Consider the following 14,333-nt stretch of genomic DNA (forward strand, 5'->3'; position numbering starts at 1 on the left):
ATTATTCCCTTTCAGATGCCTTAACAACTTTATGAAGGAATTTAGGTATCTCACCTAATCTCTTAATCCTCCAAGGTTCTTTTACCGTTCTATAAAGCCATTCAAGGCCTAAATTTATCATCCACTTAGGTGCTCTGTTTACTTTACCTGAAATAACATCAAAACTACCTCCTACACCCATAAATATATTACAAGGTAATTCTTCCATGTATTTTATTATGAAATTCTCTTGTCTAGGAGCACCCATAGCTATAAATAGTGCATAGGGACTTTTGTCTTTAATTTCCTCTACAATATGATCACAACTATTCATATCAAAATATCCATTATGGCTTCCTACAATGTTTATCTTAGGATATTTTATTTTTAATTTATTTATACATCCATCTAAATTCTCTTGTGAAGTTCCTAAAAGATATACTGGCTTTTCTTCAAGTTCACAATACTTAATCAATTCTTCCATAACTTCAATACCAGCTATTTTTTCCTTTACAGGAGTTTTAACTAATTTCGAAGCTATTACTGTACCTATACCATCCGGTATAATTACAGAATTATTGTCAGTAAAACTCCTAAATAAAGTTTCATCTGTTAATCCCAAATTTAATATTTCTGGATTGCCAGAAATAATATTTACTTTCTCTTTTTGCACTACATAATCAATTAGTTCTTTTTTATATCCTGAAAATATAGTGTAATTTAATAATTCTATACCCATTAGATCCTCCAATTAAAAAGCTCCTTCATTCTTAAATACTTTTACTACCGTTTGAAAAAGTATTTTTATATCTAGCCATAATGAAAAGTTTTTTATATATGTTAAATCATAATATATAGTTTTTCCTAATTCAATTTCTCCTCTTCCATTTACCTGTGCTAATCCTGTTATTCCAGGCAATACCAAAAGTCTTTGATAATAATTTTCTGGGTAATATTTAACTACATCAGGTATCTCCGGTCTAGGACCTATTAAGCTCATATGCCCAAATAAAACATTAAACAATTGTGGTATTTCGTCTAAACTAGTTTTTCTTAAAAAAGCTCCTACTCTAGTCACCCTATTATCTGATCTGCTTTGAAACACAAAATTATCCATATTGCTTGGATCAATTTCTAATTCTCTTTTAGCTTCTGCTGAAACCACCATAGTTCTAAATTTATATATCGTAAAATTTTTTCCATTTTTTCCAACTCTAACTTGCTTAAAAACCGCTGGTCCCTTAGAATCAAGTTTTATCCATATAGTAAGTATCAAAAATATTGGAGATAAAATAATTATACCTATCAAAGAGAATATTATATCCATTAATCTCTTAATTGCAAATTGTATAGATTTACCTTTAATCTCACTATAAACATCTATTCTAATGTCATTATTATGCATTAACATTTCCTCCATTTAACAAGGCATTAATAAATAAGTAAATAATCTATATGGTGACATATTTTGCTCATACTAAGGTCACAAATTTCACTAATATCCTCACTATTAGCAAAACATTCATTCCATATTTTGAACAGTTATTTTATTTTACATGCCTAATCTTTAATTATTAAGATACTTTATGCTTTTTAAATTGCAATAATATAGCCTCTCCTAATCCTATAAATACCCAAAAATAAGTTGTTGTTTGTGGTGAAAAAAATAAGTTATCAAGCATATTCATAAGTAAAAATCCTGCAGCTGATGCCATAAATCCCATATAAAAAAATTTATAATACTTATCCTTTGATTTTTTATACACTCCTATTATAGTTTTAATTGAAGCTACTAATGTGGATATAAACAATGCTATACCAAATATACCCAATTCACTTTGTATTTTTAAATAAGAGTTGTGACTACTAAATCTGTGGTAGTCAGGATATTTATATTGGGGATATTTTTTAACATATTCATCATATAATGATACATAGTTTCCATTTCCCACTCCTAATATAGGATGTTCTTTTATCATCATTCTTGCAATTTGCCATAGCTTTATTCTAGGTCCATTAAGGATTTCTTCTGTAATATTTGTAAACCTTGATAAAAGAGATTTATCAAATAAAAATATAGGTATACCAAGTAAAAATAAGAATAAAAACTTATAGCTATATAAAATTCCTAAAACTACAAATCCAATTACAAGCCCTATAATTGAGTTTCTAGAGGCTGTAAGCAATAAATTAATTAATACAAATAAAGATAGAACTACATAAAATCCTTTAAGCCTATTATTTTTTGTACTAAAGCTTAGCATCATAATAGGAAAAAAAGCTAATACTAAATATGCTCCAAACCCATTAGGATTTTGCATAGTAGATGTAATTCTTACTACTGTACCACTAGCTTCTAAACCTGTAAATTTTTCATTTAATCCTATTCCAGTGAAATATTGAATTACTCCAAAAATACAAAGTAAGGTTGTAGTCAACAAAAAGCATCTAATTATGGTTTTAATTCTCTCTTTACTGTTAGCCTCATATTTTATTATGAATATAAGACCAATATAAGTTATAAATCTAAAAGTTTCCATAATTGATAACCCTTTTTCTGTAGCATAAGAAATAGAAAATATCATAATAAATGATAGTAATAGCATGGATATTCCTAAAAGTGATGATAAGAAATCTTTTAAATTTCCCCAAAGTTTTTTTCTATTTTCTGAAGATAAAAGCATGTTAATAACATAAAGTAGTATTATCAATATTAATAATACATCAGAAATTTTGCTAAATTTTCCTATACTTTCACTAATTAGTGGAAGTATTACTATGTAAGTACATATTAAAAAATATATTACCTGTGACATAATACTCATTTAAACACCAACTTTATAATTTAAAATCTCTTAGACCTTTTCAAAAACAACTAATTATTTTTTCAAGTTGTCTTGTTTAAAAGCGTCCCCTACTAAGTGTAAGGGACATTTCAAAAAATTATTTTTTATATTTGTCTACAATTCTCTTAACTGCATATATTACATCTTCTATATCTTCATCAGACATTTTTGGATATAATGGTAGTGATAAAATTTTATTAAAGTGGTTTTCTGTTACTGGGAAATCCCCTTCTTTATATCCAAATTCATTTTTATAATAAGACATTAAATGTACAGGTATAAAATGTACACTTGTTCCTATATTCTCTTCTGACATTTCTTCTATAAATTTATCCCTATCAATAGTTAATTCATCTAGATTTAATTCAATAACATATAAATGCCATGCATGATCACAGTAGTCTTTAGTTACCGGAGTTGTAATTTCCTTCATATTTTCAAAAGCATTATTATATGCCTTTGCAATTTCTATTCTTCTGTTTTGCATATCATCTATTTTATCAAGCTGTCTTAACCCTAGTGCTGCTTGGATATCAAACATATTATATTTATATCCTGGATATTCTATATCATATCTCCATGAGCCACCTTTTCCGTATCTATTCCATGCTGCTTTACTCATACCATGACTTGATAATATTCTAGCTTTTTCTGCTATTTCATCATCATTAGTTGTAAGCATTCCGCCTTCTCCAGTACAAATATTTTTAGTAGCATAGAAGCTAAAAGATGCGCATTGTCCTTCTGCACCAATTCTTTTTCCTTTATATTTAGTATCTACAGCATGTGCAGCATCCTCTGATACAAATAAATTATGTTTTTTCGCTATCTCCCATATTTTATCCATATCACAAGCATGACCTGTATAATGAACTGGTACTATACCTTTAGTTTTTTCTGTAATTTTTTCTTCTATTTTATTTGGATCTATGCAGAAAGTAACTGGATCAACATCTACAAAAACTGGTATTGCACCAGTATGTATTATAGTATTTGCAGAAGCTGAAAAAGTCATAGGTGTTGTTATTATTTCATCTCCCGGTCCTACTCCATTGGCTACTAAAGCTATGTGTAGTGCTGCTGTAGCCGAATTCATAGCAATAGCATGCTTAGCTCCTGTATATTCTGCAAATTTTTTTTCCATTTCTATAGTTCTAGGTCCTTTTGCAATCCATCCTGATTTTAGGGCATCTACAACCTCATTTATATCATCTTCTCCAATTAATGGTAATGCATAAGGTAAAAAAGTTTTTCTAACTTCAGTTTTTGACATTATTCTTCACTCCTCTAAAATATATCTATCTTGATGTTTTAATATTCTTTTCTATACTCTTTTTTGATTTAAATAGTAAAAAAATAAATATTCCTTCTAAAAATCCACTTCCGTAGCTTAGATGTAGTATAAAAAAGGTTAACATTACTTGAGGAACATATTTTAAATTATCTTTTGATGTTTTAACTGCAAAAGCAAAGGCACCTAAAAAATATGCTAATAATTCTACTGCAAAACCATATCTTGCAAATTTAAAGAAAGGACTTAATCCTATTCCTAATATCATACTTATTACAAATAATACAGGAATTAGATGTCTTATTGACGCTGGTTTTTTATGCTTTTGAATTACTCTTACCTTCCAAAATCCATATTGATAATACTGTCTCCAAAGCTTAGAGAAAGATCCTCTTGTATAATAATGAGATATTATATCCGGTGATAATAAAATCTTATTTCCACTTTGAGTCACTCTAAAGTTTAATTCATCATCTTGATTTCTTACAAATTCTTCATCAAATAATCCAATTTCATCAAAAATTTTCTTTTTATAAGCACCAAAAGCAACAGTATCTACATATTGTTCTTTATCAGAAAATCTAAATAGTGCATTGCCCACTCCAAAAGGAGAAGCCATTGCTAATGAAATTGCTTTAGCAATACCATTTTCACTAATATTAATTATTTTTCCCCCAACGCAAGCTAAATTTTCATCATTATTTAATTTTTCTACACAAAGCTTCACATAATCTTTATCCATATAAGCATGTGCACCAAAAATTATAATTATTTCCCCTTCTGCTCTCTTAATTCCTAAATTCATAGCAGATGGAGCAACTCTTTTTTCATTTAATACTAGTTTAACTTGAGGGTATTTTAAATTAAATTCATTTATAATTTTTTGAGTATTATCTTCTGAATATCCATCACAAACCAATACCTCAATATTCTCAATTCCATAGCTTTGCTCTACCATCGATTGTAGACATTCACCTATATATTTTTCTTCATTTCTACAGGGAATTACTATTGAAACCTTTATCTTCTCTGTCTGATTCAATATATCACTCCTTAATTAGCAACCCAATATTATAATTTAATGAAAATGCTTACTATAATTATTTTTGTAAAAGTTTATTATACAACATTAAATTCTTTTTTGCATTACTTATCCATGTACATTCATTTATGACCTTTTCTTGTGCCCTCTTACCAATAGCTTCCCTAAGATTCTTATCACTAATTAACTTATCTAACTTATCCGTTAACGAATAAACATCTTTAGGTTCAGCTAGCATTCCATTAAAACCATCTTCTATTATATCATTAATGCCTTCACCTTTCACTCCAATTATTGGTTTTCCAAAAGACATAGCTTCAATATATACCACTCCAAAGCCCTCTTTATAACTAGGCATAGAAAAAATATCACATTTTCTCATATGTTCCATAGTATCACTATGAGAAAGTCTACCTAGAAAATTAACTTTTTCTTTTATGTTAAGTTCCTCACACAGAGCTTCTAAATTGGCTCTTTCAACGCCATCACCAATAACAGTATATATTAAATTTCCATGCTTCTCCATCAAAGTTTTTAAAGCCCTGATATTTAAATCTATTCCTTTTATCTTTAATAGATTACCAGCACTTAGAACTTCAATATATTCTTTATTCTCTGTTTCTGTAAAAAGAGAATCTGGTATTTCTACTCCATTATGTATAACATCGATTTTTTCATAAAATTTTTCTTCACTTACAACATTTTTTAGCTTATTACTTACAGTTACTATGCTATCGCAACTATTCAATACTCTAAATAGCTTATCTTTGCAATCCACACTTTTATAAATAGTCTGTTGAAAATCTTGACCATGAATAGTAGTTACATGAGGAATTTTAAACTCTTTATTTATCATCATAGTTGCAAAACCATCTGGCAGTGCTACATGGGAATGAATTATATCCGGTTTAAATTCATTTATAATTTTCTTAACAGTTTTCTTGATACCCATAGCCATGAAATATCCAGATTTCGAAAATAAAATTCCTTTTGGAAACTCTAAATATCTAGGATAGCATATCTCTACACCTTCTAATACTCTATTCTTAGGTATCTCACTATATTTTTTCCATTTACTACTTATTAATCCTAACGGAAAAGGAGCTAGAGGAATAGGGGATACTACTTTTACTTCACATCCCTCATCCATTAAAGCCTTTGCCTGTTTATGAACAAATATTCCTGCCATCTCATTCATAGTATTAGGATACATATGAGATATAACTAAAACTTTCATTTTACATCTCCCTATACATTTTACAAAAACTATTCTATTAGCTTATTGTAAAGTTCTATAAGCTTTAATTTCTCCACTTCCCAAGAATAAACCTCTTCTATAAGTTTTCTATTTTTATTTCCTATCTCACTAATTAAATCAGGATTCTCCATATAAAACTTAATATTTTCAGCTATTTCATTAGGATCTTGTGGATTTACGTAAGTAGCACTATCTTTAAAAACACTTTTCCAATAAGGAAAATCTGAAATTATCATAGGTAACCCACAAGCCATATATTCAAAGGCTTTCGTAGGCCAGCTTACCACATAATTTGCTGCTGGATGAAGTGTACACATACCTAAGTCACTGGATTTCATATAGGAATATACTTCATTTACAGATACTCTACCTAAATAATCAGTATACTTCCATCCTTCAAGGCTTCTACATTCATCTTCAAAAGCTTTATCATCAAAAGCCCCCAAAAGAATTAATCTCGCTTCTCCTTTAAGTAATCCTATGGATTCTATAAGTTCTTTTATGCCTCTAATTCTTGTAAGCCCACTGGCGCATATGATATTAAACTTATCATTCTCCAGAGTTTTAGGCTCTGATTTATCTATAACTTCTAAGGAAGGTACGTTTCCAACTACTATAGTTCTAAGATTTTTATAAAATTTCTTTTCAATTTCTGGTATTACAGTTACAACTGCATCAAATTTTTCAGCATTATTTTTTTCAAATATATTAAAACTTTTAGATACAATTTTTCTGATGAATTTAGGTCCTAACCACTCCTTGTCTAAAATTTGATTAGGTACATCTTCGTGAACATCATATATGACTTTTTTATCTTTTCTTTTTAATTTTATTCCTAATGAAATTAACTCTGGATCATGAAAATGGTATATATCCGCATTTACTGATAATGCTAATTCATAAGCTAACTTTTTCTTCTTAAACATTCTCTCCATTCTACTACTACTTTTAGGTAGTGGAATGATATTTACTCCATCAATAGTTTCCTTTTTATCATGAGTTGCAATTAAATATACTTCAAAACCTGCATTTGCTAGCGTTTTACACTGCTTGTGAAATATTCTATTATCAAAAACAGGATGAGCAGTTGTAATATGACAAACCTTAGTCATACTTCCCCTCCTTTATGTAATTTTAAAATCTTTCTATTATATTACTATCCCTTAGCAAAATAAATTTACTAAGGGATTTGAAGAAATCTTAATAATTCACAATAAACAATTATTGATTTTCTAATAATTGATCCTGTGGTACATCTCTAAATACTTTAGCTGGACTTCCAGCAACTATTTTTCCTCTTTCTACATCTTTAGTAACAAGAGCACCTGCTGCTACAAAGCCATCTTCATATATTGTCTTTCCTGGAAGGATTACAGCACCTGCACCTATTCTTCCACCTTTTTTAACTGTTACCCCTTTAAATCTTCCAAATCTCTCTTTAGAACGGGCAGCATAGTTGTCATTTGAAGTTATAACACAAGGCGCTATAAATACATAATCTTCAACTTCTGAATAAGCAGTCAAATATACATTGGTTTGTATTTTGCAATTACTACCTACATTACAAAAATTCTCTATTGTTGTGCCTCTTCCTATTATAGTTTTTTCTCCTATAGAAACATTTTCTCTTATTGTAGCACTATCTGCTATAAGAGTTTTCTCGCCTATAGTTGCACCAGCATAGATTATAACTGAAGCACCAATTAAACATTGAGAAGAAACTTTTGATGGAGGTAGTTTTTCTTCATCTTTAAATATGCTGTTTACACCTCTCATAGGTAGCTTTCCTATGATGGTATTATCATCAATTCTTACATCATTTTCTATAATTGTACCACTATGTATAACTACATTATGTCCTATTATACAGTTATCTCCTATAGTGACATCATCTTCAATAACTGAAAATTTCCCTATAGTAACATTAGAACCTAGCTTGCTTTTTTCTGAAATATAATTCATAGTTTCTCTCACTTTCTAAAACTATTTTTTTATTTTTTCTACATCTTTCATTTCTAGAGTTGAGAAATCACCCATTGGGAATTTAACTGGTAATCCAGTAAGTCTTGATTTATAAGCTGCAAGAATAATCTCCATAGCTTTTTTACCTTCTTCACCATTTATTAATGGTTCAGTATTATTATTTATCGCATCAATTACGTTTTTAAATAATGATGTGTGTCCAAATCCATAAACTGTATCAGGGTCACCTTCTTGATTCTTAAGAAGTTCTGCTTCTTCTTCCATATTATCTTCAAACTTCCAAGTTTCTATAGTATTAACTGCAAGTCCTCCAATGCAAACTGTTCCACTTTCACCAAATATACTTAATGTTTCTTCTAAATTTTTAGGGAATACACAAGCTGTTCCCTCTACTATTCCTATAGCACCATTTTTAAATCTTATAACTATAGCACCAAAGTCTTCTGCATCTATATCTCTTAGGAAAGTATCACATTGAGCATAAACAGTATCTACTTCCCCACCCATCATCCATTGTAATAAGTCGATATTATGGATACATTGATTCATTAATGTACCACCATCTAATTCCCATGTACCTCTCCAAGGTGCTTGCTGATAATACCCCATATTTCTATTCCAAAGTATTCTTGCAGTACCATTTACTAATCTACCAAATCTGTTGCCCTCTATTGCATTTCTAAGCTTTTGAATTGGAGCATTAAATCTATTTTGATGACTTACACTCAATTTAACATTATTTTTTTTCGCCGCAGCTATCATATCATCTGCATCCTTTGTTGAAAGTGCCATTGGCTTTTCACAAATTACATGCTTTCCATTATCCATGCAGTATATAGCTATTTCAGGATGATATCCACTTTCTGTTGCTATATAAACCACATCTATGTCTTCATTATTTAACATTTCTTTATAGTCAGTATAAACTTTAATATCACAGTCACTGCCTATACCTTTTATGTATTCTTCTTTTTTCTCTATAGCCTTTTCTTCTAAAACATCACAAGTTGCAACAAGTACAGCTTCCTCTTTATTATTGATTATAGCTTCAACGCCTTTATAAGAAATTCTTCCACATCCTATAATAGCAAATTTAAATTTATTCATATCTTCACCTCATCAAATATAGTTACAATTTAGGCATGCAAAATTACACCCAGTATAATTATTGCATGCCATAGTTTTACTTTCTAGCTCAAAGCTAGTTAAGGCATCTGAAAGAAAATAATAAAACAAAGATGTTAGTATATTTTATATCAGACAAGGCGTCAGGTTCTGCTCATAGTGGAGCTATGGGCAGTTCTGACAACGCAGTATGATGGAAAATAGGCCAACATACTGGTCTATTATTTTCTTGAAGATGCCTAAATATTATAATTTAAAACAATTATAGTTTATTTATCTTTTCTCTATTATTTTTAACATTTTTAGTTGCATTTCTTGTGTCGTATAATAAATTTGCTTTTTCAACTATACTTTCATAGTCGTAGCAGCTATGATCAGTAGTAATAACTACTATGTCAGCATTTTCAATTTCATTTTCCCATACTACAGAAACATACTCTTTTCCTTTATGTTTAAATGATGGTATATATGGATCATTTACGATAACCTCTGCTCCTTTTTTCTCTAATAGTTCTATAACCTTAAGAGTTGGAGACTCTCTCATATCATCTATATCCTTTTTATAAGCTGCTCCCATAAGTAATACTTTTGAACCATTTAATGCTTTTTTATCACCATTTAATAAATTCATTATATTTTCAATAACAAACTCTGGCATATAATCATTAATTATACCTGAAGTTTCTATTAGTTTTGTATGGTAGTCATATTCTTTTGCTTTCCACTCTAGATAGAATGGATCAAGAGGTATACAATGTCCGCCTAATCCTGGACCTGGATAAAATGCCATAAATCCGTACGGTTTAGTTTTAGCTGCATCTATAACTTCCCAAACATCTATTCCCATTCTTTTACATAATATAGCCATTTCATTTGCTAATCCTATATTTATGTTTCTAAATGTATTCTCAAGAATTTTTTCCATCTCAGCAACTGCTGGTGATGAAACTTCCATTATTTCTCCCTCTAAAACATTTCTGTATAATTGGGCAGCAATTTCAGTACATTCTGGTGTACATCCACCAACAACCTTAGGCGTATTTTTAGTATTAAAATCCTTATTACCTGGGTCAACTCTCTCTGGTGAAAATGCTAAGAAAAAGTCTTCTCCACATTTTAATCCTGTTTCTTCAAGTATAGGCTTTATAACCTCTTCAGTTGTTCCTGGATAAGTTGTACTTTCAAGAACTACTAACATTCCCTTATGTAGGTATTTAGCAACGTCCTTAGTTGAGCTTACAACATATGATAGATCTGGCTGTTTATATAAATCTAATGGTGTTGGAACAGCTATACAAACTGTATCAACATCAGCCACAAAACTAAAATCAGTTGTCGCCTTTAATTTTCCTTCTTTCACCAACTTTTCTAAGTCTGAATCAACAACGTCTCCTATGTAGTTACGTCCTTCATTCACCATTTTAACTTTTTTATCTTGAACATCAAATCCAATTACTTCATAACCAGCTTTAGCTTTTTCAACTGCTAATGGTAATCCTACATATCCAAGTCCAACTACTCCTAATTTAGCAGTTCTATTCTTTAATTTTAGTAATAATTCTTCTCTTAATTGCTCTGACATTTTACTTCCTCCTAATTTAAAATTAGACTACTTTTGTTATAACTTTTATTTATCAAAGAATTCTTTTATCTTATCAACTACATATTGTTGTTGTTCTAATGTTATTTCAGGATATAATGGTAATGCAAACGTCTTAGTACAAGCATCCTCTGATACTGGGAAATCTCCTTCAGTATATCCTAAATGCTTATATACATCTTGAACATGTACAGGTACTGGATAATAAATTCCTGTTGAAACTCCATTTGCTTTCAAATGTGCTATTATTTCATCTCTCTTAGGAGATTGAACAACATACATATGATACACATGATAATTCTTTTCTTTTTCAGTTGGAGTTACTAAATCTAAATCTTTTAATAGTTCATTATATATATGAGCTTTTTTATTTCTTTCACTATTCCATTTTTCTATATATTTTAATTTTACTCTTNNAAATCGCTGCTTGCATTTCATCAAGTCTAGAGTTGTGTCCTATGGCTGTATGATAGTATTTAACCTTGCTACCATGAGCTCTTAGCAATCTAATTTTATCAGCTATTTCATCATCATTTGTAACAACCATTCCTGCATCTCCATAAGCACCTAAGTTCTTAGTTGGGAAGAATGAATAACATGATACATGACCTATTGATCCTGCTCTTTTTCCTTTATACTCTGCTCCTATAGCTTGACAAGCATCTTCTATAACATATAAGTTATGCTTATTAGCAATTTCCATTATTCTATCCATATCACACATTTGTCCAAAGATATGAACTGGTATAATAGCTTTTGTTTTCTCAGTTATATATTTTTCAATACTATCTGGATCTATACATAATGTATCCTCTTTTATATCAGCAAATACAGGTATTGCACCTACAACAGATGTAGTTTCAGCTGAAGCAAAGAATGTAAATGGAGTTGTGATAACTTCATCTCCTTCTTTAATATCTAATGCTTTTAATGTAAGCATTAATGCATCTGTACCATTAGCTACAGCTATTCCGTGCTTAACACCTGTAAACTTAGCTATTTCACTTTCTAATTCCTTTACATTAGGTCCCATTATAAATGTTGAAGACTCTAATACATTTTTTATTGCCTCATTTACTTCATTTTCTATAGTTTTATATTGAGCATGCAAATCTAATAAACTAATCTTCATAATTATTCTCTCCTTAGTTTACAAATTAATTTTGTTTTCTTTTATATGTTGGCACTTTTTCTTCCAACAATTTTATAATTTCTTCTTTACTATTATTTTGTAATGCTCTAAACTCCTCAATAGATTTTTCGATATATTCAATATCAGTACCTATTGGCTTTTCTACAAAAATTTTGTTATGCTCTGTAGATGTTAGTGCAACTTCATCCATTAACAACTCTTCATATAATTTTTCTCCTGGTCTTAACCCTATATATTCTATTTTTATATCCACATCAGGTTTATATCCAGAAAGACTTATTAAATCCCTAGCCAGATCTACCATTTTAACTGGTTTACCCATATCAAGCACAAAAATCTCTCCACCTTCAGCCATACCACCAGCTTGTATAACTAGTTGAGCCGCTTCAGGTATTGTCATAAAAAATCTATTTATCTCAGGATGGGTAACTGTTACAGGTCCTCCGTTAGAAATTTGATCTTTAAATAATGGTATAACGGAACCATTGCTTCCAAGCACGTTTCCAAATCTAACAGCTACATATTCTGTTTCACTTTGCTTATCAAAAGCTTGTATAATAAGCTCACAAAATCTTTTCGTAGCCCCCATTACATTTGTAGGATTAACAGCCTTATCAGTACTTATTTGAACAAATCTTTTAACTTTAAATTCATCACTACATTTTACCACATTATAAGTACCAATAATATTGTTTTTTATTGCCTCCATTGGGTTATTTTCCATAAGAGGTACATGCTTATGTGCAGCAGCATGAAAAACTACATCTGGTTTATAAGTTTCAAAAACATCTCTTAATCTGTTTATGTCTCTTACAGAAGCTATAATTACCTTCTTTTTAAGTTGTGGATTATTTCTATTAAATTCCATTTCTAAATCATAAGCATTATTTTCATAAATATCTAATATTAAGAGTAATTTAGGATTGAACTTCGCTATTTGTCTGCATAGTTCCGAACCAATGGATCCACCACCACCAGTTACTAATATAATTTTATCCTTAATATATTTATCTATATTCTCATTGTTAAGTTTTATAGGATCTCTTCCTAAAAGGTCTTCTATATTAACATCTCTAAGCTGAGAAATATTAATATTGCCATCAATTAATTCATATATGCCTGGAACTGTTTTAAGCTTACACTTTGTTTGTTTGCATATATTGAGTATTTCTGTTTTAGTTTTTAAGTCTGCTGAAGGCATTGTCAATATTATTTCTTTAACATCATAGTCTTCACATACCTTAATTATATCTTTCCTACCGCCTAATATTTTAATACCATTTATACGCTTTCCTTTTTTTTCACTATTATCATCAATAAAGCCAATTATATTGTAGTTTAAATCAGCGTGCTTTTTAACTTCTTTAATTATTAAAGCACCCGCATCACCAGCCCCAATAATAATTACATTTATCCTATTTTTGTATTTTAATTTTGTGTTATCTTTATTTTCCATAATTCTTAATAAGAACCTAAACCCACCTAAGCTAAGTACACTCAATAGCCAAAATATTATATGTACAGTCATAGGGAATCTGTAATAAGGACTTCTTAAAAATGTATAGCTAATAAAATAACTATAAAATATAAATACAATATTGCTTAAAGTTATAGAATATACTATAGAAAATAGCTCCTCTATAGAAGCATACTTCCATATATTATCATATAATTTAAACAACTTATTAAAGAAGATTGTAAATACAATTACCGGTACTACTGATACTTGAAAAAACACCATATAATTACGAGTGATATTAAAATCAAATTTTAAAAGCAAGGCTATATATAATGATAGGACTATAAATAAGATATCTAATAAAACTATTCTCTTATCTGTTTGCATAATTTCACTTCCTAAGCCTTTTATTAAGTTCAAATCCATTTATCATTTTACAACATTTTAATAATAAATCAATATTTTTTTAGACCCTTACAGCCATTTTACCACTATCTACTTTAAATTTATATAGAAAATGCTACTTTTTTACAAAATATTTAAGAGAATTTTGAATTACATTATTTTATTAGAATCTATTAAATAAATAAATTTATT

General features: G+C 29.4%; 11 protein-coding genes and 1 pseudogene. All 12 read right to left on the bottom strand.

Annotated features, from left to right (window positions below; translation table 11 throughout):
• Nucleotide 1: 1 nt before the first annotated feature.
• The 12 genes and pseudogenes from B3603_RS21470 to B3603_RS21525 all read right to left on the bottom strand — a co-directional run bounded on the left by B3603_RS21470 (nucleotide 2) and on the right by B3603_RS21525 (nucleotide 14,123).
• Nucleotides 2–718: a WecB/TagA/CpsF family glycosyltransferase gene (locus tag B3603_RS21470; RefSeq protein WP_291568813.1), complete on the bottom strand. Its 717-nt coding sequence runs from the start codon at nucleotides 716–718 to the stop codon at nucleotides 2–4.
• Nucleotides 719–730: 12 nt separating this feature from the next.
• Nucleotides 731–1,384: a sugar transferase gene (locus B3603_RS21475; protein WP_291568815.1), complete on the bottom strand. Its 654-nt coding sequence runs from the start codon at nucleotides 1,382–1,384 to the stop codon at nucleotides 731–733.
• A 169-nt stretch (nucleotides 1,385–1,553) separates the two neighbouring features.
• Nucleotides 1,554–2,795: an O-antigen ligase family protein gene (locus tag B3603_RS21480; RefSeq protein WP_291568817.1), complete on the bottom strand. Its 1,242-nt coding sequence runs from the start codon at nucleotides 2,793–2,795 to the stop codon at nucleotides 1,554–1,556.
• A gap of 127 nt (nucleotides 2,796–2,922) precedes the next feature.
• Nucleotides 2,923–4,098 (bottom strand): DegT/DnrJ/EryC1/StrS family aminotransferase, encoded by a 1,176-nt coding sequence (locus B3603_RS21485; protein WP_291568819.1) that lies wholly within the window; start codon nucleotides 4,096–4,098, stop codon nucleotides 2,923–2,925.
• 25 nt (nucleotides 4,099–4,123) lie between these two features.
• Nucleotides 4,124–5,158 carry a glycosyltransferase family 2 protein gene (locus B3603_RS21490; protein ID WP_291568821.1) on the bottom strand — a complete coding sequence of 345 codons (1,035 nt, stop codon included), beginning with the start codon at nucleotides 5,156–5,158 and terminating at the stop codon, nucleotides 4,124–4,126.
• 58 nt (nucleotides 5,159–5,216) lie between these two features.
• On the bottom strand, nucleotides 5,217–6,395 hold the full coding sequence (locus B3603_RS21495; RefSeq protein ID WP_291568823.1) for a glycosyltransferase: 1,179 nt from the start codon (nucleotides 6,393–6,395) through the stop codon (nucleotides 5,217–5,219).
• A gap of 29 nt (nucleotides 6,396–6,424) precedes the next feature.
• Nucleotides 6,425–7,528 carry a glycosyltransferase family 4 protein gene (locus B3603_RS21500; RefSeq protein ID WP_291568825.1) on the bottom strand — a complete coding sequence of 368 codons (1,104 nt, stop codon included), beginning with the start codon at nucleotides 7,526–7,528 and terminating at the stop codon, nucleotides 6,425–6,427.
• Between the two features lie 109 nt (nucleotides 7,529–7,637).
• On the bottom strand, nucleotides 7,638–8,378 hold the full coding sequence (locus tag B3603_RS21505; protein WP_291568827.1) for an acyltransferase: 741 nt from the start codon (nucleotides 8,376–8,378) through the stop codon (nucleotides 7,638–7,640).
• 21 nt (nucleotides 8,379–8,399) lie between these two features.
• Nucleotides 8,400–9,506 (bottom strand): Gfo/Idh/MocA family protein, encoded by a 1,107-nt coding sequence (locus B3603_RS21510; protein ID WP_291568829.1) that lies wholly within the window; start codon nucleotides 9,504–9,506, stop codon nucleotides 8,400–8,402.
• Nucleotides 9,507–9,786: 280 nt separating this feature from the next.
• Nucleotides 9,787–11,106: a nucleotide sugar dehydrogenase gene (locus B3603_RS21515; RefSeq protein WP_039631188.1), complete on the bottom strand. Its 1,320-nt coding sequence runs from the start codon at nucleotides 11,104–11,106 to the stop codon at nucleotides 9,787–9,789.
• Nucleotides 11,107–11,151: 45 nt separating this feature from the next.
• A pseudogene (locus B3603_RS21520) lies at nucleotides 11,152–12,256 on the bottom strand (DegT/DnrJ/EryC1/StrS family aminotransferase).
• A 25-nt stretch (nucleotides 12,257–12,281) separates the two neighbouring features.
• The gene (locus B3603_RS21525; protein WP_291568834.1) at nucleotides 12,282–14,123 is read right to left on the bottom strand and encodes a polysaccharide biosynthesis protein; all 1,842 of its coding nucleotides are present in this window, start codon (nucleotides 14,121–14,123) and stop codon (nucleotides 12,282–12,284) included.
• Between the last annotated feature and the right edge of the window lie 210 nt (nucleotides 14,124–14,333).

The sequence above is a fragment of the Clostridium sp. UBA2485 genome (genome assembly GCF_002341865.1).
GTDB lineage: Bacteria > Bacillota > Clostridia > Clostridiales > Clostridiaceae > Clostridium_J.